Source organism: Mobiluncus porci (genome assembly GCF_009695935.1).
Classification (GTDB): Bacteria; Actinomycetota; Actinomycetes; order Actinomycetales; family Actinomycetaceae; genus Mobiluncus; species Mobiluncus porci.
Window position 1 is genome coordinate 42,197 of record NZ_VUMY01000010.1, and the last position, 25,075, is coordinate 67,271.

General features: G+C 55.4%; 21 protein-coding genes. 12 read left to right on the plus strand and 9 right to left on the minus strand.

The window, feature by feature from the left end:
• Positions 1–10: 10 nt before the first annotated feature.
• From FYJ63_RS06535 to FYJ63_RS06550, 4 genes are read right to left on the minus strand one after another with little or no spacing between them, the layout of a single operon-like run.
• On the minus strand, positions 11–970 hold the full coding sequence (locus FYJ63_RS06535; protein WP_154544974.1) for an AAA family ATPase: 960 nt from the start codon (positions 968–970) through the stop codon (positions 11–13).
• Positions 970–2,136 (minus strand): DUF4350 domain-containing protein, encoded by a 1,167-nt coding sequence (locus tag FYJ63_RS06540; protein ID WP_338106858.1) that lies wholly within the window; start codon positions 2,134–2,136, stop codon positions 970–972. Before FYJ63_RS06540 ends, FYJ63_RS06535 begins: the two co-directional genes overlap by 1 nt.
• The gene (locus FYJ63_RS11440; RefSeq protein WP_338106859.1) at positions 2,133–2,909 is read right to left on the minus strand and encodes a DUF4129 domain-containing protein; all 777 of its coding nucleotides are present in this window, start codon (positions 2,907–2,909) and stop codon (positions 2,133–2,135) included. Before FYJ63_RS11440 ends, FYJ63_RS06540 begins: the two co-directional genes overlap by 4 nt.
• A gap of 12 nt (positions 2,910–2,921) precedes the next feature.
• The gene (locus tag FYJ63_RS06550; protein ID WP_154544978.1) at positions 2,922–4,196 is read right to left on the minus strand and encodes a glycerophosphoryl diester phosphodiesterase membrane domain-containing protein; all 1,275 of its coding nucleotides are present in this window, start codon (positions 4,194–4,196) and stop codon (positions 2,922–2,924) included.
• A gap of 129 nt (positions 4,197–4,325) precedes the next feature.
• Between FYJ63_RS06550 and mtrA the strand changes: the two genes are divergently transcribed.
• From mtrA to secA, 6 genes are all read left to right on the plus strand, one after another.
• A complete protein-coding gene (mtrA, locus tag FYJ63_RS06555) occupies positions 4,326–5,006 on the plus strand; it encodes an MtrAB system response regulator MtrA (RefSeq protein WP_154544980.1) in 681 nt (226 codons plus the stop codon).
• Positions 5,006–6,697 carry an MtrAB system histidine kinase MtrB gene (gene mtrB / locus FYJ63_RS06560; RefSeq protein ID WP_338106860.1) on the plus strand — a complete coding sequence of 564 codons (1,692 nt, stop codon included), beginning with the start codon at positions 5,006–5,008 and terminating at the stop codon, positions 6,695–6,697. The genes mtrA and mtrB overlap by 1 nt, the downstream gene beginning before the upstream one ends.
• Positions 6,690–8,360 carry an LpqB family beta-propeller domain-containing protein gene (locus FYJ63_RS06565; RefSeq protein ID WP_154544982.1) on the plus strand — a complete coding sequence of 557 codons (1,671 nt, stop codon included), beginning with the start codon at positions 6,690–6,692 and terminating at the stop codon, positions 8,358–8,360. Before mtrB ends, FYJ63_RS06565 begins: the two co-directional genes overlap by 8 nt.
• Entirely contained in the window at positions 8,338–9,126 is a 789-nt protein-coding gene (locus FYJ63_RS06570; protein WP_154545072.1) for a ComF family protein, read from the plus strand. Before FYJ63_RS06565 ends, FYJ63_RS06570 begins: the two co-directional genes overlap by 23 nt.
• 189 nt (positions 9,127–9,315) lie before the next feature.
• Positions 9,316–9,942: a ribosome hibernation-promoting factor, HPF/YfiA family gene (hpf, locus tag FYJ63_RS06575; protein WP_154544984.1), complete on the plus strand. Its 627-nt coding sequence runs from the start codon at positions 9,316–9,318 to the stop codon at positions 9,940–9,942.
• A 215-nt stretch (positions 9,943–10,157) separates the two neighbouring features.
• Positions 10,158–13,001 (plus strand): preprotein translocase subunit SecA, encoded by a 2,844-nt coding sequence (gene secA, locus FYJ63_RS06580; protein ID WP_338106861.1) that lies wholly within the window; start codon positions 10,158–10,160, stop codon positions 12,999–13,001.
• A gap of 84 nt (positions 13,002–13,085) precedes the next feature.
• Here the strand turns inward: secA and FYJ63_RS06585 are convergent, their stop codons facing one another.
• A complete protein-coding gene (locus tag FYJ63_RS06585; protein WP_154544986.1) occupies positions 13,086–13,652 on the minus strand; it encodes an Rv3235 family protein in 567 nt (188 codons plus the stop codon).
• Positions 13,653–13,821: 169 nt separating this feature from the next.
• On the opposite strand from FYJ63_RS06585, the gene FYJ63_RS06590 reads away from it, so the two are divergent.
• A complete protein-coding gene (locus FYJ63_RS06590; RefSeq protein WP_277028113.1) occupies positions 13,822–14,331 on the plus strand; it encodes a hypothetical protein in 510 nt (169 codons plus the stop codon).
• A gap of 11 nt (positions 14,332–14,342) precedes the next feature.
• Here the strand turns inward: FYJ63_RS06590 and FYJ63_RS06595 are convergent, their stop codons facing one another.
• Positions 14,343–14,564, minus strand: a complete 222-nt coding sequence (locus FYJ63_RS06595; RefSeq protein WP_154544988.1) for a helix-turn-helix domain-containing protein — start codon at positions 14,562–14,564, stop codon at positions 14,343–14,345.
• 161 nt (positions 14,565–14,725) lie between these two features.
• Between FYJ63_RS06595 and FYJ63_RS06600 the strand changes: the two genes are divergently transcribed.
• From FYJ63_RS06600 to FYJ63_RS06610, 3 genes are read left to right on the plus strand one after another with little or no spacing between them, the layout of a single operon-like run.
• Complete coding sequence (locus tag FYJ63_RS06600) at positions 14,726–15,289, plus strand: SAF domain-containing protein (RefSeq protein ID WP_229770027.1); 564 nt, start codon at positions 14,726–14,728, stop codon at positions 15,287–15,289.
• Positions 15,286–16,662 (plus strand): CpaE/TadZ family protein, encoded by a 1,377-nt coding sequence (locus FYJ63_RS06605; protein WP_154544992.1) that lies wholly within the window; start codon positions 15,286–15,288, stop codon positions 16,660–16,662. Before FYJ63_RS06600 ends, FYJ63_RS06605 begins: the two co-directional genes overlap by 4 nt.
• 10 nt (positions 16,663–16,672) lie before the next feature.
• A complete protein-coding gene (locus tag FYJ63_RS06610; protein ID WP_154544994.1) occupies positions 16,673–17,293 on the plus strand; it encodes a DUF6912 family protein in 621 nt (206 codons plus the stop codon).
• Here FYJ63_RS06610 and FYJ63_RS06615 read toward each other — a convergent pair.
• From FYJ63_RS06615 to FYJ63_RS06625, 3 genes are all read right to left on the minus strand, one after another.
• Complete coding sequence (locus FYJ63_RS06615) at positions 17,269–20,382, minus strand: AAA family ATPase (RefSeq protein ID WP_154544996.1); 3,114 nt, start codon at positions 20,380–20,382, stop codon at positions 17,269–17,271. The two genes, FYJ63_RS06610 and FYJ63_RS06615, sit on opposite strands and share 25 nt — an antisense overlap.
• Positions 20,375–21,616, minus strand: coding sequence for a metallophosphoesterase family protein (locus FYJ63_RS06620; RefSeq protein ID WP_154544998.1), 1,242 nt, complete (start codon positions 21,614–21,616; stop codon positions 20,375–20,377). Before FYJ63_RS06620 ends, FYJ63_RS06615 begins: the two co-directional genes overlap by 8 nt.
• Before the next feature lie 98 nt (positions 21,617–21,714).
• Positions 21,715–22,512, minus strand: a complete 798-nt coding sequence (locus FYJ63_RS06625) for an inositol monophosphatase family protein (RefSeq protein ID WP_154545000.1) — start codon at positions 22,510–22,512, stop codon at positions 21,715–21,717.
• 67 nt (positions 22,513–22,579) lie between these two features.
• Here FYJ63_RS06625 and aroA point away from each other — a divergent pair, with 67 nt between their 5' ends.
• Both aroA and rsgA read left to right on the plus strand, forming a co-directional pair.
• Positions 22,580–23,986 (plus strand): 3-phosphoshikimate 1-carboxyvinyltransferase, encoded by a 1,407-nt coding sequence (gene aroA, locus FYJ63_RS06630; protein WP_338106862.1) that lies wholly within the window; start codon positions 22,580–22,582, stop codon positions 23,984–23,986.
• Complete coding sequence (rsgA, locus tag FYJ63_RS06635) at positions 23,979–25,031, plus strand: ribosome small subunit-dependent GTPase A (protein ID WP_154545002.1); 1,053 nt, start codon at positions 23,979–23,981, stop codon at positions 25,029–25,031. The genes aroA and rsgA overlap by 8 nt, the downstream gene beginning before the upstream one ends.
• Positions 25,032–25,075 lie beyond the last annotated feature (44 nt).

Sequence of the window (25,075 nt, forward strand, 5' to 3'; positions counted from 1 at the left end):
CCTTTCTTGATTAGCGGGGCACGGGGGTGGCGGAGAGAACCGTGTCGAGAATCGATTGGGCTGTTACTCCTTCCATTTCGGCTTCGGCGCGAAGGCGCAACCGGTGACGGAAAGTCGGCAAAACCAGGGATTTAACGTCATCGGGGGTGACGAAGTTTCGCCCGCACAGCCACGCCCACACCCTTGAAGTCGCGAGCAAAGCCGTCGCTCCGCGGGGAGAAACCCCGAGCTCAACTTGGGGTAGATGGCGAGTGGCGCGAACTAGATCCACGATATAACCGAGAACCTCCGCGCCGGCTTCAACCTGTTTCACGGCCTCCTTCGCGGCAGCAATATCTTCGGCAGAAGCCACCGCATGGACCCCGGCACCGGCCAAATCATGGGGATTGAAACCTTGCAGGTGCAGGTTCACGACCTCCAGCTCGGCCTCGCGGGTGGGTAGAGGAACTTCCAACTTCAACAAGAAGCGATCCAACTGCGCCTCGGGAAGAGGATAGGTACCTTCATACTCGACAGGGTTTTGGGTGGCGATAACCATGAAGGGATCCGGCAACTCGCGGCTCACCCCATCGATGCTGACTTGGTGTTCCTCCATGGCTTCGAGGAGGGCCGACTGGGTTTTCGGGGGAGTACGGTTAATCTCATCAGCCAGCAAGAGATTGGTGAAAACCGGTCCTTCCCGGAAAGTGAAAGTGGAAGACTGGGAGTTAAAGATTAGCGAACCAGTCAAGTCCCCCGGCATCAGATCGGGAGTGAACTGGACACGGGTGTTTTTGAGGCTCAAACCCGCAGACAGGGCGCGAACCGTCAGGGTTTTGGCCACGCCCGGCACACCTTCCAAGAGGACGTGTCCCCCGGCGATGAGTCCAATGACGAGTCCCGTGATGACGGCATCTTGACCTTTCACGACCTTATTTATCTCTCCTCGTAGCGCCGAGAGTCTTTCCAGGGCGGAATCTTGCGTCTCCATTATTTTTGTTCCTTCCGTTTGGTTTTTTGGACCAGACTGTTTAAATCTTTGAGCAGCCCCATCAACTCCGTGGCATTTCGAGGGGCACGTCCCAACAGAATCTCCTCCACTCTCGGGACAGGTAGGTCGATGTAGTTTGCCACCTCCCAGCAAAGAGCCTGCGCGGTAAGCGGTGTGGGGAGGTGAAGATTCTCCCCTAGTTTTCGCGCGGTATAGGAGCGGGCATGTTTGGCAGTGGTCTCGAAAGCCGCCATGTTGCGATACATTCTCGCCCTTCCCTGGATGGTCTCAGATCCGTGAACCACCACGGGGAGTTCTTCTTTGACGATGCGTCCGAGACGGCGCCCCTTTGCTAGCCCCAACACTAATAGGGCCGCGAAAAATAGGAGCAGCGCTTGGGTGAAAGCCGGCGGGACCATGTCCGGACTCGCCCCCGCTCCGGAGGGGGAAGAAAGCTGGAACGTCCGACCAACGACCCAGCCCACGCGGTCCGCGGGCTGCATAAGATTGAGCAGGAAAGCCGCGTTGGAGCCCTTGGTGATTTCCTGGTTTTGCGCCGATTTCCCTTCCGACAAGAAACTGACCGTGAGCCCACCTGGCCGGACAAACTTCAGGTAGGCGAATTTTCCGGGCGCGACCTCGTAACAAGCCGCGGCGGGTTCACGCAAAGGCTCCAAGGATCCCCGCGAGCCGTGCAACGGTCCGGCCTCGAAAGCAGCCGGTAACTTACAGCGCGGCGCCAAACCATCAGGATTACTCTCGCCCACGGCGGAAACATAGGGCTCCAACCGGTTACTTTGGGCGAAAGTCCCCAGGAAAAGCACATTCGTAGTGGGGGATTCCATCAAAGTCTGTAAGTGTTTTTCGGATAGATCACGAACGCCGGTAATGACCAGCAGGTCGTTCTCGCCCAGTTGGCTGGCGTCTCGCGGGGTATAGACATCGTGAACCTTCACCCCGCGATCTTTCAGGACTTCCGCCAAAGCCATCGCACCGTTGGGCCGCGGGTTGTGGATTGAAAGCTGATTGTCATCCGTGGGATTCGAAATCAACCCGAAAACTACCGCCGAGACCAGCAGGAGGAGAAAACCTCCAATGATCCAGCGCGCTTGGTGGAGCGCTTCCCCGACGCGGGGAGTAGCGGTGGGAGCGGTATTGAAACTCACGGCGCCACCTCCGCGGGTGCGGCAGCGGCGGCAGCGGAACAGGCGGGGGTAGCGTCACTGTCAGCAAGTGGAGTCGCGGGCACGGTGTTAGCGGCGGGATGCGCCTGGGGAGAATGGCTTTTAATCTGACGGTCCAAAGTATCGTTGACACTTCTCAACCGCTCATAATCTTCAGGCCTGGCTTCATGATGGCCGAATCTGAAAGCATTAAACTGGTCAGCGGCCCAGGTGAGTTCCGCCGCCATTTCCTTGGCCACCCGAGTTAGCTTTTGGCTCGCTTCCCAAGCGGTTAGTCCCGGATTCACCGTCAGAACACCTTCACCCTCACAGTTTTTCAGCATGTGGCGGAAAAGCTCCAAGAAAGCAGTAGCGAAATCTTCGCGACTGACCGCCGCCTTGGCCGCAGCCAAATACTGCACCGCAGTCCGGTCGTCTTCAAAAACGACAGAATCAGCGCGTTTCCTCTTCGAGGGAAGGGAATGAACCCGCCAGGACTCGTTGGTGAGAATCAGGGTGATGACAATCACCAACAGGGCCACCAAAAAAGCCACGATAACCCAGTTAATTGAGGGCAAATTGGGGTTGAGATTCGCGCCGGAGAGAAGGTCAAAGAGCTTATTGAGGAGAGCCTCGAGGAAAGAAGTTCTTTCGCGGTATTGAGGTTTTTCCAATTCTCTTTGCAGGAGCTCTCGACCGACCTCGCCATCCAGAGGCGCCGAATCGGAGCCGTCTGGGGGCGGGGGAGTCGAAGCAAGAAGAATCGGAAAAATCACTGGCTATGTCCTCTAGTCTTGCTGGGCGGCGCGAAGCAAACTCAGAGCCAGACCTTCGCGTCGCATCCGCACGTCGATATAGAGCAGCGACTGGATACCCGAGAAGAAGGGGATGAACACCCCCGCGATGAGCGAGGACAGAGCCATGGTGATTCCCATAATGAGACCGTAGTTAGAGGTTCCAGTTGCTAGCGTTGCCGCAGTCACCCCGCCGGTAATGAGCTGCACGACAAATGACAGACCCGTCAGAATCACGTTCTGAAGCACCAGCGCCAGGAGCATGATGCCGAAAAGACGCCAGAAAGAACCTTTAGCGAGTTTCCAAGAACGAGCCATGGCTTTCTTCAGACCCAGGTTTTCCATGACCATCGCCGGATAGACAAACAGCAGGCGCACATAGATGAAAGCCCAGATGAACAGGGCGCCGAACATGGTCAACAGGGTCAATCCCATGCTGGCAAAAACCATCCCAAAATCCTCGTTAGTGACTCCCGGAATCAGCATCAACAGGGGCGAGAAGGCAAAAGCATAAATCGCCAGGGAAATGAAACTATAGAGGAACGCGTAACCAATCATCAACGGCAAGTGGGGTTTAGTTTCCTGCCAAGTCTCCGTCACTGACAGGCGTCTTCCCAACACCATCGGGGCGATAGCAGTAACCGCAATCCCCGTCGTCACTCCAGAGGCAATGAGCTGAATGAAAGCGGAAGGAATCATGGAAATGATGCTGCCTTGCATGATTTCACTAAACAGCTTGAGGAAAACTGTACCGTCGGTGGTGTTATTGAGCTGTTGCTCCGTGACAGTGAGATCGGGGAAAGCGAGGGCAGTGAGGATACCGGAAAAAACCGCGAAAACAGCCCAGATAGAAAGAATCAAACCGAACATCACGGCAGGCGCTTGGCGCATCGCGGAGAAAGTGCCGTTGAAAATTTCTCCCAGGTTTAGCGGGCGCAATGGAATAATGCCCGGCTGTACCTGCTGGAAATTCAGCGCGTACTGGTCGAAATAGGGATTCGGCTGGGCGGCACCAAATTGGGCGCCACCAGGCTGGGGCGCGCCGTTAGGGTTTGGGTAGCCGGTTGGTGAAGCGGAAGCTGGCTGAGGCGGAACCGGAGCGGGGGAAGGAAATGTGGCGCCACCGGCGGGGTCTCCAGTTTGAGGGGTACCTGCCGGATTCTGCCAAGAACCGGTGTTGAACTGGCCGTATCCACCCGTGGGGGCTTCGGAGTTTCCCCAGTTCCAAGCCGAACTTCCGGACGTTAGAGATTCATTTGAGTCGCTCATAAGTTCCTTCCCCTGTAATCTTCTGCTAACTCTATGTTGCCACGATTCAACTATTTTTCGCGCGCCCAAAAATCCTACTCTCCCTCAAAGCAGTTCCCCAGAATTCGAAAACCGTGACAAAATAGGGCTATGAGCGCAAAAATCCTGGTGGTAGACGATGACACGGCACTGTCCGAAATGATTGGCATCATTTTGGAATCTTCGGGTTATACCCCCAGTTTCTGTGGGGACGGGGCCGAGGCCTTGGACACCTTCCACAAGGTAGACCCGGATTTGGTGCTTTTGGATGTGATGCTCCCCGGGATGGACGGAATCGAAATCTGTAAAAAAATCCGCGAAACTTCCGTAGTTCCCATCATCATGTTGACCGCCAAGTCTGACACCACCGACGTGGTGGCCGGTCTGGAGGCCGGAGCAGATGACTATGTCCCAAAGCCCTTCAAACCGAAGGAATTGTTGGCTCGCGTGGCAGCGCGACTGCGCCACGTAGAACCTGATGAGGGCGAAATCATCAAAGTCGCTGATATTGAAATCAACCTGTCTTCCCACCAGGTCACTCGGAATGGAGAGGACTTGGGAGTGACCCCGCTGGAGTATGACCTCTTAGTGGCTCTCGCCAGTAAACCGGGGCGGGTTTTCACTCGTGAAGAGCTCCTGGAACAGGTCTGGGGCTTGCGTCACGCGGCCGATACCCGTTTGGTGAATGTGCATGTGCAGCGGTTGCGCGCCAAGGTTGAGGTCGATCCGGATAATCCGCAAGTGGTGCTGACAGTGCGTGGGGTGGGATACCGAATCGGGAGCGCACGCTAGTGAGCGGAGCCAACCCCGCGGTTTTCCGGCGCTCGCGACGTCAACGTCGCGTGAGCCAGTTCCTTAACACCACGATGCGGCACCTGCTGGATTTCATGCAGGCCTCCTGGGTGCCCCTCCGCTTGCGAAAATCCTTGACCCTGCGGATGGGACTGACCATGCTGATTTCTACCCTGGTCATCCTCAGCGGGGTGGGGCTCTATACCGCAAATTCCATTCGTGATGGCATCTTTCAAGAACGCTTGAACCAGCTCCTGGTGGAATCGGCTTCTCGCGCGAAAACGGCGCAAAGTCGCCTCGACCAGGCGCCGGTTTCTACCGTCGAACAGGTGCAGTCTCTGGCGCAAGAGGTGGTTACCTCGATTACGACCATGACCTCGGGAGGAAACGCTCCCTCAGTCCTGATTCTACGGAACCCGAACGAGACTTCTGCCATTGTTATCAACGAAATAGTTACCGGCAACTCCCGTGAAACTATCAGCCCTGAGCTACGTCAATCGGTGGAAAAAAAGACCGGCCAATATTGGCAATCGGTGAAACTGACCGACGCAGAGGGCCGCACTTTCCCGGGAATCGCTGTCGGTACGGCTTTGAACCTGCCTTTGGCGGGGGCCCACGAACTGTATTTTGTGTATTCCTTGGCTGATGAACAGGCCAATCTCAATTTGGTGATGCAAGTGCTGGCCGGCGGCGGGTTGGCGCTGTTGCTCCTGGTGGGAGCCATGACTTGGGTGGTGGTTTACTCGGTTCTGGTTCCGGTGCGCCGCACGGTGCGGACGGCAGAGCGCCTAGCTGCGGGAGACTTGAATGCGCGGGTACTGTCCCAAGGGCAAGACGAAATGGCCCAGCTAGCTGATTCTTTCAACAAGATGGCCGGTTCCTTGCAGTCTAAAATCGACACTCTCGGTCAGCTCTCAAGACTGCAGCAACGCTTTGTCTCCGATGTTTCCCATGAACTTCGCACGCCGCTGACGACGATGCGGATTGCGGACGACGTCATTTTTGATGCCCGCGCCGAGCTCGATCCGGCAGCCTTGCGCAGCGCGGAACTACTGCATGACCAGATTGATCGTTTCGACGCGATGCTGGCAGATTTGCTTGAAATCTCGAGAATCGATTCCGGTTCTGCCCGACTGTCTTTTGAGACGGTGGATATCAACAGTTTGGTGAGAAAAGTCATCGCTGACAACGACAGTTTGGCGCAGCAAGTGGGCTGTGAAGTCGTGTTTAATCCGCCGCCCTACCCCTGCACCGCGGAGGTAGATACCAGGCGCGTGACCCGAATTGTGCGCAACCTCTTGGTGAATGCAATTGAACATTCCGAAGGCAACCCCGTCACCATCACCACCGACACCAGCGAAACCGCAGTCGCCTTGCGGGTTTCGGATCACGGCGTGGGAATGACTCCCGAAGTGACTTCCCGCGTGTTTGACCGGTTCTATCGTGCGGATCCGGCCCGAACCCGCACGACCGGTGGAACCGGTTTGGGGCTGGCAATCTCCTTGGAAGACGCCCGCCTTTCCGGTGGCACCCTGGAGGCCTGGGGCAAATCCGGCTACGGTTCTTCTTTCCGGTTGACGCTACCGCGGCAAAATGGCACGGAGATGGGACCCTCCCCGCTGGAATTAACGGACTATGTGGAGCCGAAATTGGAGGAGTATCAAGCCCAAACCGGAGGTGAAGATGCGTAGCAAAACGAAGGTCTTGGTTTCTTTGTTGGGGACTGGGGCGGTGTTTTCCTTGAGTGCCTGCGTGGCTCTTCCCACCTCCGGGCAGGTACAGGCTTCGGAAATCGAGGTTGGTTCCAACCAGCCCCTACTGGGCTTGAGTGCGCCCGGACCAGTAGCGGACGGAAGTCCGGAGGAAATCGTGACCGGATTCATTCGCGCCTGTTCCGCCGGCTTCTCTGATGATTTTACGGTGGCACGCTCTTTCTTGGCACCCAAAGCGGCCGTGGACTGGAAACCCGATACCCAGGTGAAAATTTTTGACACCAATGACGGCATCGACATCACTGTCGCTAATGACGGCGCTGTCGAGGCTAGCGCGAAAGCCGTGGGGAGTGTGGACGAGAATGGGAAATACTCCGTTACCGACTCTACCGCCCTAGTCCAGGAGCGATTCTCCCTCGTGAAAGGAGCCGATAACCAGTGGCGGATTTCTAGTCTCGAGGACGGGGTCATTTTGTCGCAATCCGCTTTCAGCTCCATCTATGCTTCTTCCCCGGTCTATTTCTTGGCACCAGACCACAAAGACTTAGTGCCGGATTTGCGGTGGTATCCGCGCCGGAGACTCTCCTCTTACCTGGTGAACGCCCTGTTGGCAGGCCCGCTTGAGCCGCTGCAGACCGCGGCGACCTCGGTATTCTTGCCCGGGACGACCTTGCGCGGGGGGACGGTGGTAGTTTTTGACCGGGTCGCTAATGTGCCGCTGGACACCCCGCAGGCTTTTACTGATCCTCACGCGATTGCCCTCGCTTATTGGCAAATTGGTGCCACACTACGTGATGTTTCGGGAATATCAGCGGTCAGTTTGAGCCTCGGCAACGTGCCCTTGGAAAACACCGAACCCATTAATGACCCCTCGGGGACGCAAAACCCCGTCATGGTTCAAGACGGGAACCTGATTCGATTGGTCAGTGAGAAGATTGAGGTGTTAATTCCCGCTACCGCCTTGGGAAACCTCACGATTTCGCATCCCGCTGTGTCCGCTGACGGCAAGACCATCGTGTTTACTGATACTTCCGGCCAGCGTCTCTATCTGTGGAGTCGGCAAACTGCGGTGAAACTGTTGGAGGGACGCGAACTTCTGGCTCCCTCAGTGGATCGGGTGGGCTGGATTTGGTCTGCAAACCGCGCGAAAGCCGGACAGGTGATGGCGTTGAAACCGGATGGTACCCGAGTGGATTTGGATTTACCCTGGCAAGATTCCAGCGAATTGGAGACTGTGACTGTGAGCCCCGACGGTACGCGGCTCGCGGCAATGCGGCGAGTCAACGGTAAAGATCAGGTGACCCTGGCGCTTATTGTCCGCGATCAAAACGGGAGCCCGCTGTCACTTCTGGGGGCCCAGGACGTAGAACTGGGAAGCGAACCGGTAGTGTCACTCGCGTGGGTGCAGGGCTACTCTCTCGTGGCTCTAACCGGAACAGACGATAAGACGACCGTGCGGATAATCCCGCTTTTCGGGCCGGTCAGTTCCCTCCCGGGGGTGAAAAATGCCAGCGGGTTAGCTGCGGGAAAAACCGAGAATCAGATTTATCTGGTTACCGCTGCCGGGGAGTTGTATCAGCGCTCGGGGCGAAACTGGCAACATGCCCTCAGTGGCGTCCATGACCCGACCTACCCGGGATGACACCGTGGAATACTCGGATTTTTCAGCGCAAACATTTCTCCCTGAAGCGGCCCGGGCACTTAGCCGAGCGGTGCGCGAGTTGGGGGAAGTCGTGCTGCCCACCGAATGCGTGGGCTGTGGAGCGTGGGACGAGGTGGTTTGTGAACAATGTTTGGAAAAGTTGTTGGCTAAACCGCGGCACTTTGATCCGCTCGCTGAAAGTTCCACCGCACCAGGAGAGGGATTTCCAGGTTTTGCTGTGGCCACCTATGAGGGTCCCATGCGGCGCCTAGTTTTGGCGGGAAAACATGACAAGCGACGGAATCTGCGGCCCTATTTTTCGGCAGCGGGGCTCCAAGCGGCGGTGGCGGTGGCGCCGGAATTTTGCCCCGCCGCGCCGTACGGGGAAGTATTTGTGGTTCCAGCGCCTTCGACCACTCCTGGTTCGCCGTCCTTGGCCGCTAGCGCCTTCGCGGAGGGAATCAGGTCTGGGATGGTGAAAAGCAGGGCGGCTCGCAGCTGCGGGATTTTGGAAATTTTGCGGATGAAACCCGGGGCGAAAAAACAGGCAGGACTCGGATACGCGGAACGAATCTCGAACCGCCATCATCAAATGGAACTCGCGGGCCCAGACGTCCACGGCGAGCTACGGGGTGCCAAGTTGGTTTTGGTAGACGATGTCACCACCACCGGTTCGACCTTGCTCGAGATGGCTCGGGTTCTGCAAGGTGCCGGCGCGAAAATTTTGGCCTCTTTTGTTTTCGCTTCTACGCATTTCAGCGAATAGAAATTTTTTGCGGGCTTTTATTTCTTCAGAAGTCCTGCAGGAAAGACAACCTTGAACTAAAATCAAATTACTGTAAAAACAGCAGGTGGTACACCGGAGTGCTACTTGCGCTGGCAGGAGGTGAGACTCGAAAAATCCGTCCCAACGAATGGTGTTGGAACCCAACTAGAACTCTCAAGGAGGCCCAAAATGGAAATCACAGTAAAAGCCCGCAATGCCGAAATTCACCCGAATTTCCGCGACTACGTGGAGGAGAAAATTTCCAAGGTGGAGCAATTGGCTCCCCGAACCCAAAGTGTTGACGTGGAGTTAACCCACGAAAAGAATCCTCGGCAAGCCGACACCGCCGAGCGAATCGAAATAACTGTTCATGGCAAGGGGCCGGTGGTGCGCGCCGAAGCCTCATCTTCTGACCGCTATGCCGCGGTTGACATCGCCGCTGGCAAACTCTACGAACGTTTGCGCAGAGCCAGAGATCGCATGAAAAACCATCGTCGCTATGAGATTCCGCCGGATGTGGAACTGGATGTGGAATTGCCTAAGGCGGAAGAGGCTCCCGCGCAAAAGGCTCCTTTGAAGCCCGGGGAGGTTCGTGAAGACCAGCTCGGTGATTCTCCGGTGATTGTGCGGGAGAAACTCCACGCCACCAGGGCGATGAGCGTTGAAGAGGCCCTTGACGAGATGGAGCTGGTCGGACACCCCTTCTATCTCTTCATTGATTCGGAAACGATGCAACCCGCGGTGGTCTACCACCGGCAAGGATGGACGTACGGCGTGATTCGTTTGAACGCCACCTGCACCATCAACGAAGAGTAGTGTTTGCCTTCGTCGCCGGCTCTGGGTTTCCTTTCCCCAGAGCCGGCGATTTTTACCCATACTCAAAAACTTATTTTGTTTTTTGGGGTGTCTGGAATCCGTGAGGCCAACTTTCGCTAAATAGGAGACTTTCACCTAAAATAGGGAAGGTTATGATAAGTCATGGTTCTATGCTGTGAAGTAGTCGTTAAAAAGCCCCGAAGGAAAGGGAAAACGTGTCAATCATCGATAAGTTCCTGCGTCTTGGTGAAGGCAAAGTCCTCAAAAAACTAGCGAAAATCGCCGATGCGGTTGACCTGCTCGAAGACGAATACAAGGCGTTGTCTGAAAAAGACTTGAAGGCGAAAACTGAGCAGTTCAAAAAACGCCTGGATGACGGAGAGAAACTTGATGACGTCATGGTAGAGGCCTTTGCTACGGTTCGTGAGGCTTCTGACCGAGTGCTCGGGTTGCGCCACTTCCGCGAACAAATTATGGGTGGCGCCGCGCTGCACTGGGGCAACATTGCGGAAATGAAAACCGGTGAAGGCAAGACCCTGGTGGCGACCCTGCCGTGCTACTTGAGAGCGCTCACCGGCAAGGGTGTCCACGTCGTCACCGTCAACGACTATTTGGCGTCATACCAAGGCGAACTCATGGGGCGTGTCTATCGTTACCTGGGGTTGACTACCGGCATTATCATGGCGCAAATGGATCCCGCCGAGCGTCGCAAGCAATACAACTGCGACATCACTTACGGCACGAACAACGAGTTCGGCTTCGATTACCTGCGCGACAACATGGCCCAGCGCGTCGAGGATCTGGTCCAGCGTGGACACAACTACATTATCGTCGACGAGGTGGACTCGATTTTGATTGATGAAGCCCGTACCCCGTTGATTATTTCCGGCCCGGCTCAAGGCGACGTAAACCACTGGTACAAAGACTTCGCACGCATTGTTTTGGACTTGCATCCCGGTGAGGACTATGAGGTTGACGAAAAGAAACGCACCGTGGGTGTCCTCGAACCCGGGATTGACAAAGTGGAGGACTATCTCGGCATCGATAACCTCTACGAAGTGGCAAACACCCCGCTCATTGGCTTCTTGAACAACGCCATTAAGGCCAAGGAACTGTTCAAACTCGATAAAGACTACATTGTGTCCCCCGAAGGTGAGGTGCTCATCGTTGATGAGCACACGGGACGTGTCCTGCCGGGGCGCCGCTACAACGAGGGCATGCACCAAGCGATTGAAGCCAAAGAAGGCGTCGAAATCAAGGCCGAAAACCAGACTTTGGCGACAATTACGCTGCAGAACTATGTGCGGCTTTATCCCCAAGGATCTCGCGCCGGCATGACCGGTACCGCTGAAACCGAGGCCGCCGAATTCCAGGAAACCTACAAGATGGGCGTGGTGCCGATTCCGACCCACAAGCCGATGATTCGCGAGGACATGGAAGACGTCGTCTATAAGACGGTGGAAGCCAAGTTTAATGCGGTGGTGGAAGACATCGAGGAAAACTACCACCGCGGCCAACCCGTTTTGGTTGGTACGACTTCCGTGGAGAAATCAGAGTATTTATCCCGCCTATTGAATGCGCGCCACATTCCCCACCAGGTCTTGAACGCGAAACAACACGAGCGAGAAGCCGCGGTGGTCGCGATGGCCGGTCGGAAAGGACAGGTCACGGTCGCGACCAATATGGCCGGTCGTGGTACCGACATTATGCTCGGCGGAAACGCCGAGTTCATGGCAGTGCAGGCCCTGAAAGACCAGGGGCTCGACCCGGAAGAAGATTCCGAGGCCTATGAAGCGGCCTGGCCGGGCGCGCTGGAAAAAGCGAAGGAGCGGGTCAAAGCGGAACACGACGAAGTCGTGGAGCTGGGCGGGCTCTATGTTCTGGGCACGGAACGCCACGAGTCACGCCGCATCGACAACCAGTTGCGCGGTCGTTCGGGGCGTCAAGGCGACCCCGGCAAGTCACGCTTCTATCTTTCGATGGAAGATGATTTGATGCGACTGTTCAACACGGGAGCGGCGGCGCGTTTCATGCAGTCAGGCATGCCCGATGATATTCCTCTCGAGTTCAAGATGGTGTCCTCCGCGATCAAGTCAGCCCAGGCGCAAGTTGAGGGCCGCAACGCGGAAATCCGTAAAAACGTTTTGAAATACGACGACGTGATGACCGAACAGCGCGAGACGATTTACGGCGAGCGTTCTCGGGTTTTGCGCGGGGAGGACGTGGAGCCCACGATTCAATCCTTTATCGAAGCCACCGTGGCCGGAGCGGTCACCCAGGCAACTGAAGCTCAAGATTCCAGCGATTGGGATTTGAAGACCCTGTGGGCGGGGCTCAAGAACATTTACCCGATTTCGCTGACGGTTGAAGACCTCGAAAACGCCGTCGGCGGGAAATCTGCTTTGACGACGGAGTTTATTGCCGAACAGTTGGTGGATGACGCGAAACTCCAATACGACTTGTCCGCGAAGTCTTTGGCAGAAAACCCCATCGCTACCGCCCAGCTTGGGGAGGAACCTATGCGGGAAATGGAACGTCGCGTTCTCTTGTCAGTGGTCGATCGCCTGTGGCGCGAACACCTTTACGAAATGGATTATTTGAAAGAGGGCATTGGTCTACGCGCGATGGGCCAGCGAAATCCCTTGGTCGAATACAAAACCGAAGGCTACCTCATGTTCAAGGGCATGATGGAGCGCATCAAGGAGGAAACCGTTCAAAACGTCTTCGGCTATGTCAAGGCCTTCATGGAGGCATTCGACCGAGCGCAACAGGCGCAAGCCGAAGCTTCCGAGGCTCCTGAAGCATCCGCGGTTGCTGGTGCGACTCCTGCGACGGAAGCCCCTGAGGCTAACTCCGCTCCGGCGGCTCACGACAATAAGAAATCCAAGCGAGGCCAGGGGCGTCGCGCGGGAGCCAAGTCGGTGAGTGCTAACCGGACGGTAATGGGCGATACGGGGCGCGCTGCCATGAGCGCCCAGATCACCTATTCCGGAGATGGGACAGTGGAGGCGCCCGCGGGCAACCGGGCCCAGCGCCGCGCTGCTAAGAAACGCCGGTAGGCGCGACTCACGCAGCCCATTGGCCTATATTGGCTTGTTGGCTCAGTGTGGCCGGGCCAGAATCGGCTGTGGCTCCGCCTAGAGTCACCCCAGGCGGAGGTAAGTCACTACCCAGCGGCCTTCCTGGCTTTCCAGCCGCATCGATGTGGCCCGTCCACGATGCCCATCGTGGAGAACCACTATCGCTTCTTGGGCGCCATCCGCGGTGGCGCGACAGCGGGCAGACAAAATCGCTATCGGCTTCATCTTCCCCTCCTCACGGCGGGTCCGCAACACCCGCGGAGGCCGCCCTTTAGCAAACCAGTCACGGCGTTTTTCCAGGAGCTGGTATTGGCGAGGAGACATCCACCGATTGAGCTGGGTTAGCGGGCGCTCGCCCTCAACAGCTTCCAAAGAACAGCGGGCAATCTGGGCGGCCCACCGCCTTGGATCGGGGAGTGGCGATTCCCCCAGCGGGACTGGCCGGAGCATTTCACTCACCGTTCCCGCCGGACGGTGTCGTCTGGCCTGGCCCTGGGGACGATTGTCTTTGGGGCGCAGGGATACTTTTTCTCGCGGCGGCAGAGAGCCGGTTCGATAGCGGAAACTCTCCTCTGGTGAAGTGCGAGTTTTCACGTAGTTTGGCTGGTAGATCAACGTATCTGCGCTCATAAGACTTCTCCCCTGAATCTTAGTATTTGGCAACATTGGCGTGTCGTTACGTCAATGGAATGGTTTAGTAGTTATAATACAACACCAAGTTTCGTTATTTGTCAAATAGCGTTGTTTAGTTATGTTAGAGGTATTTTTGAAGTGAGGAGTGGGGGCTTAGACTGGGGTGGTGGAAGAAAAATCTCTGTTAGATGACTTGACTTCTCAATTTGAGTCAGAGCTCCGGTGGCAACGTCAGTTAGAGTCAACGGATTTGGCCGCCGCGGAGGCTACGGAAATCTTTCTAGCGGGGAGGCTTCTAGGTAGTGTAGGGCTGACTTTGGAACTGCGTCTGAAAAATGGCGAGTCGCTACGGGGGAGAGTGTCTCGGGCTGCCAATACGTGGTTGATGCTCGAGATGACCCGGGAAAATATCTTGGTGTGGTACCGGTCAATCGAGGTTGTGGTCGGCCTGGGGGTTGCTCCGCAGTGGCCCTCGGAAGTAGAGCGACGCGTTTCCGCCACCAAAGTGTTGCGCGAGTTCGCCGAGGCGCGAAATGAGGTTAGACTTACGACTCAGAACACGACCTTGAAAGGGTACATCCAGCGTGTCGGACAAGACTTCGTGGACGTAGCTGATCACGGGCGACAGGTGGCAATATCAGTAGAGGCGCTACTGTATGCCACCTGCCCCCGTTAGCGAAGGCGAAACTAGTCGTTGACGAGAGCTTCGCCCGACTTGACCTTTTCTTCGCTTTGCTGGTACTGCTCTTTGATGTAGTTCTCGAGGGCGGTTTCCTCGATTCTCCACAGTCCGCGTCCACCAATCTGGATTGCCTTGATTTCCCCATTGTTAATGAGGTTGCGCACGGCTCCATGGGAGACCTTCAACATGTCTGCAACATCAGCAATTGTGTAAAAACTTCGTTCCATGTTTGAATCATATATCAAAAGATACCACTGTGCAACAAAACTCATTTAGGGGTTTGCTGGTAATTGTGGTATAAAAAACATGCGAGGAGGTGGCCCGGATGCCTATTGGTGCTGAAATTTCTAGAAAAAACCGGTTTTTCAACCGACGTCGGGTTATAGGATTGTTTTTTATCATTTTAGCCGGAATCTTGACATTTTTCGCGATTCGCACCGCTGGACATATGGATCGGTATTGGGCTGCGAAAGACACCATCTTGGCGGGACAGGCAATCACCTCCGAGCAAGTTGTGGCGGTGGAAGCGAATCCTGGAAAATCTGCGAACCTTTATCTCCCGGCCGACAAAGCCCCCAATCTGCGAGCGACCCAAACCATCGGAGCCGGCGAATTGCTGGCTCGCAGTTCGGTCACAGACAGCCCTGCGGAAGTAAAGCGGCTCGTCATCAAACTCTCCTCTCCGCTCCCCGGTGGGGTGGAGAAAGGGGACTATCTGGAAATCTGGAAACTTCCGGAAAGCGCTTCCGGCGGGTTATCCACCCCAGACCTCCCGCCAGCAGCCGGTAAAATCGCTTCCCAAGCAGTTTTCATTACACAGAAGAAAACTACTTCCGTGACCCCCTCCGAAGAAACCTCGATAGAAGTATTGGTCAATGAGGCCGACATCGAAGCCCTGCTCGGCGCGGTGGGACAGAAGCTCCCCCTAGTAGCAATACCGGTGGCATCATGAGTTCTATCGGGATTGCTACCTGCCTGGATCCGGATTTGGAGGCGGAAATCATTCGGGAAATTCCCGCTCGGGATTTGCCTTTGAAGGTGGTTCGACGCTGTCGCGATCTCACCGAGATACTGGCAACCGCGCAGGCTAAATTGGTTGAGCTCGTAGTTCTCGATACCGAAATGATTGAACTCGATGGGGAAGCCAGGACGCAACTGGGACGAGCCGGGGCTACAGTGGTGGCATTTGCTCCTTTTGATGATCTGGAATACCTGTGCCACCTAGGTGGGATTTCGGTGTTAACGAAACCGGATCCGCGACTCGACGAATTTGAAGACAGCGATGCTACGCGGATTTTGAACCAGGTGATGACGCTCCTCATGCCGCCGCCACCTCCGGATCCGCGCCAGATTCAGGTCTCGACTTCAACCGGTAATTCCGAGTTGGATGTCTCTGAAACCGGTAAAGTAATTGCCTTTTGGGGAGCGGCTGGATCACCCGGAAAATCCACCCTGCTGGTGAACGTGGCGGCTAGCTTGCGAGCCTACGGGCGAGTTTTGATGGTGGATGCGGATACGGTCGAGCCCGCTTTGAGCCAGATGTTGGGGATACCCTTGGAGACCTCGGGACTGGTGGCCGCTTGTAGGCTCGCCGAACAGGGTCGGCTCAATGCGGCGTCTTTTGAAACTACCCTAACCAGCGTTGGTTTGGAGGTAGACCTCCTGACCGGAATGACAAAGGCGGATCGGTGGCGGGAAGTCGGTGAAAAACCACTGGCGACTTTACTGGATTGGGCGCGGGAAACTTACCGCTGGATTCTCGTGGATTTGGCTTCCGGAGCTGACGATCCGGAGGATTTTTTCGCCACCATGGGACCGTCAAGATTCGGGGCCCAACGAGGCGCTTTTTCAGAAACCGATCTCTTAGTCGAGGTTGGTCTGGCCGATCCGGTGGGTTTGCGGAGGTTGATTGTGAACCACGAACGGGCGGCGGCTCGGGGGCTGTGGACCTGTCCGCAACTGGTGGTGGTAAACCGCGGGAGGGAAAGCGTGGGTGGCAGCCAGTGGTCGAGGTCTTTGCGCCAGATATTGAGCCAAGAGCTTCCGGAAGTGAAAGTGGCTTTGGTCCGAGAAGCTCGTGAGGAAATTGATCGAGCCTTGGTGGCAGGTTGTGATGTCGCGACCTCGAATCCAGAAGCGGCCGTGCTGGAAGACTTCACTTCAGTTCAAAATGAAATTCTCCGCGTATTCGGAATGGTTCCGAGCCGGAGCGTCTCGCGAGGAAGAAAGCTTCCTAAAGGCGAAGGTCAGGCCATGATCTGGCGTTCCTGGAAAGAGCATTTTTCCGCGGATTCTCCGGCCCTGCAAGCGCAACCCGCCGACTGAGGAGGAAAAGATGTCGACACATAACGTTAAGCGTCTATATATTTCACTAACTCCGGAAGCCTTGAACGAGGCGGCCTTGAACTCGGAGTTTGCCCTTATCGTGGATAAAAACTTTCTTAGTTCCAGGGGTTTTTCTCCCGAGGAAGAGCCACGAGGAGAGGAACTCGAGATTCTTGAAGACGAGGCGCTATATCGAGCGGCCGCAGACTCCCTCGAGAGGCAAAATGGCAGCGAGATACCCCGACGGGTAGTTGCGGTGGCTGAACTGGGCGAAGGGTTCGAAGCGTTACCCGAGGGAGAGGCCGGCCAATATCGGTTAACTCGCCCGCTCCAGTTTTCCGAAGTGGTGTCTTATCACGTAGACGAACCGGAAGCTGCTTCCTATCTCGTAGAGTACCTGCAAGCCCGCGGCGACCTCGATTTACCCGCGCCGAATGAATCACCGGAGTTGCTTTCGCCTGGGGACGCTTCTAAGTCCCTTTCGGCGGAGGTTTCTCCCGAGGTTTCCCACGAAGGAACCGCCCCGCTAGCTCCCCCCGATCTCTCCGCGTACTCTGAGTTACCCGACCTGCTGTGGTTCGATGGCACTGAACTCGACCTCGTGCGTCAATTCTTGGCCGGAAGACCATAGAACTCCATCTTGCTAACTGATTGGGGTTTTTCGCCCTCGTCAGAGATGTCCTCACGGTAAATCTTGATACCGGTTGGAATCTCGTCGACGAGCTTGTTCTTGTGGGAAATGATTCCCACCGTAAGTTTCGATTCCGAGATGTCATTCATGCGCTTGAGCACGTCAATGACCTCTTGGAGTCGGTTGTCGTCCAAGGTGTCAAAGCCCTCGTCAATGAAAATATTTTCCAGAGAGGCGTTTCCGCTTTCCATCTTCACCACTTGAGACAAGGCTAGAGCGACCGCCAAAGAGACATAGAACTGTTCACCACCCGAAAGTGAGCCGGGCGTGTTGAGCTGGTTGGTTTCCAGGTTACGTACCATCAGGCCGAGCCCGCGGCTTTTACCGCGTCCCTTGGGCTTTTGAGTGGCGCCAGCGTCGTCACTCTCGAGAGTCGGTTCCGACTCGGCTGTCTCGATTTGGTGCAGTCCGGAGGAAAACACTTGAATGTTGTGATTTGCTACTTGCAGGATTTGCTCCAGGCGCTGCTCTAAGAAGTAGGTGGTGAGCCTCTGACCGGTGGTAGACCCGTCGAGCAGTCTGCTTAGCTCCTCCCAGACCCGATATTCCTGGTACTCCTTCTCCAGACGCTGATGGGTTCGAGTGAAATCCTTTGTGGAGTCAACAATATTGGAGGAGATCTCCTTGATGGAACCGGCTTTTCTGGAGACCAGTTCCGATTCCCGCGTTACTTCATCGAGGGCGGTTTTGGCCTTATCGCGTTCTTGACGGGTTGCTTCCCGGTCTCGCTTGTCCTTACCGCGATAGGGGGATTCTTCACCCTCCAAATAGCCTTGAAGTTTGGCGACTTCCTGTTTGTAATCCGAAACGGTTTTTTCGTCCATCTCGAGAACCTGAGGAACCTTGTGCCATTTCTTCGCTTCAGTCACTGAATCGAAACTGCTCTTCTCGAGGGTTTTGCGAAGAATATCCTCCCTTTCGGTGTAGATATTGGCGCTCAACTGTAGCGACCGTATCGCCTCGCGCAGCTTCTTAGTGCGCGAGATCCACAGGTTGTTTTGCTTGATTAGCTCATTGGCGTCAACATCATCGATTTCTTCTTTCAGCATCGCCGCTAACTCTGCTTCGCTTTCTGCCAGTTGTTTGCGCAGAGGGGCGAGCTTGCCATTCAGTCCCGAAATCTTGTTTTCAAGCTTTGTAATTTCTTCGTCAAAAGACTTGCGGGATTTTTCCAAGGCATCCATCTCTTGGTGGGATTGGCTGAAAGTTGATTCCAGCTTCTTGACTGTTTTTCCCTCCTTTTCCACCTGAGCCCTAATTTTCTTCACGGTGTCACTGTCCTCAGACTGCCCTAAAGCCTCCAGCTTCGTTACCAACTCGGTGGCCTCATGGAAACGTTGGGCCGCCTTACCGGCGTCGCTCAGCGCAGTTTGTTGCGCCGTCAGAGCCTCATCGAACTGCTCCTTAGTGGCACTCTTGCTGGTGGAAGGGACCTCCCCGAGGGAAACCGCTTTAGTGCTTTGATAAGGCACGTGACAGATGGGGCAGGGTTCACCCTCCACGAGCTCGCTAGCCAGCTCTGCGGAAACGGAATGTAGCCAGGCCTCATGAATAGCGCTGGTGCGCTGGCTGGCTTCGACTAGCGTTTTTTGGGCAGAGTCATCCAAAAGCTGCGCTGATTCGCGAGCCCGAATCGCTTGAGCCAAAATCAGCTCCGGAAGAGTGTCCCGATTCTTTTCCACGCTTTCCTTATTGGCTTGGTATTCCTTGAGTTCTCTTTCGAGTTCGGTGATTTCTTTCTCGCGGGTTTGCTTGACCTTGAGACTCGCGGAGATGGCGCTGTTGCTTGATTGCAACTGGGTGGCGGCGGTTTCAAGAATCGGGGCGAAACTGAAGAGCGGATTATCCTCCGGGTGCTCTGACAGCTGTGGCAAGTCCGTTTTCAAAGCCGCCTCGGCTTGAGTCCGCAAATCTTTCTCGGTTCGGGAGTCGGCGATGAGGGATTCCAACAACTTATGCGCGGAATCTATATCGGTGTCCGTTTTGCGATGCGCCTTTTCCAGATTTGTGGCTGCTTCCAAGACTGGAAGCGCTGATTTGGCCTTGGAGTTGGCTTCTTCCAACTCGCTCATTTTTTCGCTTTCATCGCCCAATTCATCGAGTTTTTTACGGAAAAGGTGGGCCTTCTCTACTCTCTCATGGAGGGTCTTCTTTTCGCCGTAAACGTCGTTAGCCGTTTTCACCGCGGCGGATTTCGCGGCGGCCTCTGCGCTGATGGTTCTTTCCAAATTGGCGGCTTGCGCCGCAAAAGCTTTGAGGATCTCCTGGAGCGAATCGCCGGAATCGTAGTAGTAGGTGGCGGCTCTGGAACGATACTCGTCGAGCTCTTTGAGGCGTTCCTGCCAGTCGAGGTCGTCGGCAAAAATATCTTTCTTCAGCTGACTATCCAGACGAGACAACAGTTCCTTCTGGGCGGCCTCATCGGTTTCTTTCCCGACCTTGACTTCGGCAAGATGGTTCTTGGCGGTCTCGATTATCTTGTCATAGATCCCCGCATTGAACACGGATTTGAGCAGATCCTCGCGTTCTTTATCAGTGGAGTTGAGAAACCTGGAGAATTTTCCCTGCTGTAAGATAACCGTTTGTGCAAACCGGGTTGGATCCATTCCGAGGATTGCCTCAACATTTTTGCCTTCAACCTTCTCGGGGCGGGGAAAGCCGATTTCACTGTCGCGGAAAATATGGGTGGTGAGGGTTTGCTTGGCGCCTGCTGTCCGCGGGATGGAGAGACGCTGTGTCACCTTATAGAACACATTCCCCTTAGAAAAAACGATTTCGGAAGTGGTGGGTAGTTTCTCGTCGGCGTACTGGGAACGCAGGCGTCCATTCTCCAAAATCGATTTAGAAGCAGATCTTCCATATAGCCCGAAAATTAAGGCATCAAGGATAGAGGATTTTCCCGAGCCGGTCCCCCCGTGGATGAGAAATAGATCGTTGAACCCCAGATCATCAAAATTGATCAAAGGAGAATTCCGATAAGAAGTAATTCCTTGGAATTTCAAAGTTCGAATGCGGATGTTATCAGTCATTATTAACTCCTTTCACTTCGTCGATGAGGGCGGGAATGCGCTTCAAAATTTCTTCTTTGAACTCGCTATGTTCCAGCAGAGGCCTGAGGAAATCAGTGGTGACGCTGAGCTCGGAGGCGGCGCTCAGGTTCTGCATAGTCAGGTGAACGGTGTCGAGACTGTAGCCCACCCGCACTAGAGAATGCGGGAATAATGCTTGTACCTGGAGCCGAGAATCATTGGAAGATGAGTCCAAAATCGTGATTTCACACCACCAGTCGCGGTAGTCTTGATATTTGTCAGATTTGAGGTTTTCAACCGTATCCTGAATTACTTTGACGTGGTAGGGCATTGGAGCGGGAATTTCCCGTATCGAGGGGGGCTTTCCCGCCTCAACTTCCACGAGTAGAGAAACCTTAGCTTTTTCCTCCGAGGCTCGGTAAGGCAAAGGCGAACCGGAGTACTGGATATGGGTCTTAGCGGGTACTTTTCCGCAACTGTGGAGGTGCCCGAGAGCCAAGTAGTCAAACAACCGCCCCTGCTGATTGTATTCTTCGAGCTCATCGACGACTGAGGCGCGAATCGGCAGGAGATTTCCCGCAGCGCTCAAGGTGTCGGCAAAGTCAGACTTACAGAAATAATCGTGAGCCATCGCGACGATGGGCACCTTAACCTCGCCGCGTTGATCCAGATCCCGTCCGATGCGACGTAGCGCCGCACCAAATAGCGCTTCCGAAGTGTCCGGCAACAGCCCCTCCCCAAGACTATTCCCATCTGCATCGACGGTTTCCACCCCTTCATCAAGATGTGTCCCCTCCTTGTCCCGCCAACGAGAGAGCTCGACCACATCGGAGTAGGGGCTGAGATAGGGGATGGGATAAACCAAACCTTTCAGCATGTTTTTCTCACGGATTTCAACGGCCTGTCCGACTTGAGTCGCGGAGGTGAAGAGATGGAGACGCTCTCTTACCAGGTTTATATAGCTCCGCATCCGAGAAGCGCCGTCGTGATTACCGGAGATAAGGATAACATCAGTGAGTTCAATGGCTCGTTCCATGAACCCGCCGTAAAGGTCGTTACTAATGTCGGAGGGGTTAATCTTGTCGAACACGTCGCCCGCAACCAGCAGGGCATCGACTTGTTCTTCTTCAATGACCGCGAGGAGGTGGTCAAGGTAAGCGCGTTGATACTCTTCCAAATCCCTAGAGTAAAAGGACCGGCCGAGGTGCCAATCGGAGGTGTGTAAAAGTTTCATGCTTCCAGCATAAACCGAGGCTAGAAACGAAAATTTCCCTAACTTGCATTCGAGTTTTTCGCTGAAAATACAACAGAAAACTGGGTTTGCTGAATTTATTAGTCTGTGGGGGAGCCAATCAAGTCCAGCACCTGAGAATGTAGCCGACCGTTGGTGACTACCGCTCCGGGACCCTTCACCCCATCCGTGCCATCTAGGCCGGTAAAATGTCCGCCCGCCTCCGTCACAATCGGGTAGAGAGCCCCCATATCCCACAGGTTCAGTTCCGGTTCGGAGGCAATATCCACCACGCCTTCAGCCACTAGCATGTATGACCAGAAATCCCCGTAGGCTCGAGTTCGCCACACCTGTTGGCTCAGATTCATGAAACCGCGTAGCCGCTTGGCTTCGGCCCATTCCCCGATCTCGGAGTACGAGAAGGAGGCCTGCTCCAAGGTTCTTATTTTGGAGACGTGAATTTGGCGCGCGGAAGAGCGAGACCGTCCGGTCCAAGCGCCGCTACCCGCTGCGGCCCACCAGCGACATCCCAGAGCCGGGGCACTAGCCACGCCGACGACCATTCTTCCCTCCTCCATCAGCCCAATCAGGGTCGCCCAAACCGGAACTCCGCGAAGAAAATTGGAGGTGCCATCGATCGGATCAATGACCCAGCGTCGCGAAGCATACCCACTGGACCCCTCTTCCTCCCCGACAACGGCATCGCGGGAACGAGAATGAGAAAGTTGGGTGCGAATCATGTGTTCAGCGCTTCTGTCCGCATCGGTAACTGGTGTGAGGTCGGGCTTATCGTTTACCTCGAGGTCATCGGCGCGGAAACGGGACATGGTGAGGGCATCCACCTGGTCAGCCATCACCAGAGCCAACTGTAAATCTTCTTCCCAACGTTTAGAATCCATAGTCTAAACCTAGCCTAAAATCTGGACTTTTCCAGGAAGCAACGCGGTTTTCGGCTAAGCTAAGACGGTGAAGGAAACAGCGTCAAGCCCCGTCTGGGTGGCTCCGCGCGCCGCGGGCCCAATTTTTGCCTCCGTAAGACTTCCGGGGTCGAAGTCATTAAGCGCTCGCGAGCTACTTCTCAGTGCCATAGCAGATCAAGACAGCGAAATCTACGGACTGCTTTATGCCCGCGATACCGATTTGATGGTGAAAGGATTGACCGGACTCGGAGCGACGATAACCCCCTGGCCACCCCTTGTTGACCAACCGGTACAAATTAGCCCCATTCCGGGGATTTGGAGGAAACCCCCCGCAGATGGAATAACACCACCGGCTGCAGAAGATTCGGAACAACCGGTACAAATTGAATGTGGATTGGCGGGAACGGTGATGCGATTTCTGCCTGCTTTGGCGGTGGCTCTGGGACGGTCTGTTCGTTTCACTGCAGACGACAGTGCAAATGCGCGCCCACTATTGCCACTATTGGCGGCGCTCGAGGAGTTGGGTGCCACTTGGAAAAGCGAGAACCCGACTCAAGGTCTGTTTCCTTTCGTAATCCATCCCCCGAAAGCTCAGATTCCGAGAGAGGTCAGTGTCGACGCGTCTGCTTCCTCGCAATTTGTGTCTGCACTGTTGTTGAGTGCTCCACTTTTCGGAAAAAACTTTACCATTCGTTCCAAAACGGCAGAGGTGCCGTCCTTGCCGCATCTGCAGATGACTTTGGAATCCCTAACTTTGCGCGGGATTGACGCTAGCGGCGCCAAGCAAACCGACGGTACTTGGGAGTGGAGCGTCGAGCCGAGTCCTGTCCTGGGCCAGGTGCTTAGCATCGAGCCGGATTTATCCAACGCGGGACCATTTCTGGCGGCGGTGGGCATTGCCGGTGGCAGAGTCTCAATCCCTGGTTGGCCCACTCGCACGACTCAGGCTGGTGATGCCTGGCGCAGCATACTTCCTGAATTTGGTTTGAAAGTCGAGTTGAAATACGGAATTCTCAGTGTCCAAAGCGAGCGGCCCCTGAAACCGATAAGGATGGACTTTTCAGAGATGGGCGAGCTCGTCCCCACCGTGGCGGCCTTGGCCGCCTGTGCTGACGGTACGTCCGTTTTGAGTGGCCTGCACCATCTGCGCGGACACGAAACGGATCGACTGGAGGCACTTTCCACAGAGCTAAAAAACCTCGGAATCCATTGTGAAATCACCCCCGACGAGGGGCTCCTGATTGAGGGTATCTCTAAAGAAAGCCTCGCGCTGGCGGAATCCTCCCAGCAGCCGATGCTGATGCATGCCTATGGGGATCATCGCATGGCCACGTTTGCTGCACTGATGGGTCTGTACCGCCCGGTACAAATCGACGATATTGGTGCCACCTCCAAGACCATGCCCGATTTTCCCCAGATGTGGACCCGCTTTTTAGGGGTCACCAATGACTAGGCGCGATATTGGAACCGATGACCCGCGAGTGCGAGTGCGCCCCGGTAAAGGGACCCGTCCTCGCACCAAGAAACGCCCCAGCTTTGAAGACGCCATTCCTGGCTTGGTGACAGCAGTGGATCGGGGACGTTTCACCCTGGCTATCAAAGGGCAAACCGCTTCCGTGCAAGCCGTGAAAGCGCGGGCTCTCGGCCGGAAAGGGATTATCGTCGGGGATCGCGTGGGGCTGGAAGGGGATACCTCGGGAACTCCCGATACCCTGGCGCGAATCGTCACCCTCCAAGAGCGAACCACCGTTCTGCGTCGCTCATTTGATGAATCGGAAACCGGAACCAAGGAAAAACTTATCGTGGCTAACGCCACGCAGATGCTGATTGTGGTGGCCGCAGCAAATCCCGAGCCGAAGACGGGGATGATAGACCGAGCCATGGTGACGGCTTTGGATGCGGGAGTGAAACCGCTGCTGGTCATAACGAAAACGGATCTTGACGCCGGAGAAGGATTGACGCGTGAATACGAGAAGCTACTGCCGGTATATCTTTTACGGAGAGAGGACTATGACGCTACGCCATCAAGCACCGTCCCCACTGGTGTCCCTGCTACGACGACTACGCCACCAGACCCGTCCCCGCTTGTTGCGCTAAAAGCAGCTCTAGAAGACGAGGTGACGGTGCTCTTGGGTCATTCCGGGGTAGGGAAATCCACGCTCATCAATGCCCTGGTTCCGAGCGCGCAAAGGGTTACTGGGCAGGTCAATACCGTAACCGGAAAGGGTCGCCACACCTCATCTTCTGCTGTCGCTTTCTCGTACCGTGGAGGCTGGGTTATAGACACCCCCGGAGTGCGGTCTTTCGGGTTGGCCCATATTGATGCGGATGGTCTCTTGGCGGGGTTCACGGAACTGGCGACAATCGCCAAAGACTGCCCTCGCGGATGTACTCACCGCGAAGATGCCCCCGATTGCTTGTTGGACTCCCACCCGGAATGTCGCGCCCGAGTCGCATCATTTCGCCATCTTCTAGCGGAAATTCCCAAACCTTACTGAAAACAAGCGCAATGAATATGAAATTTGAGGAAAGTCGCCATAAT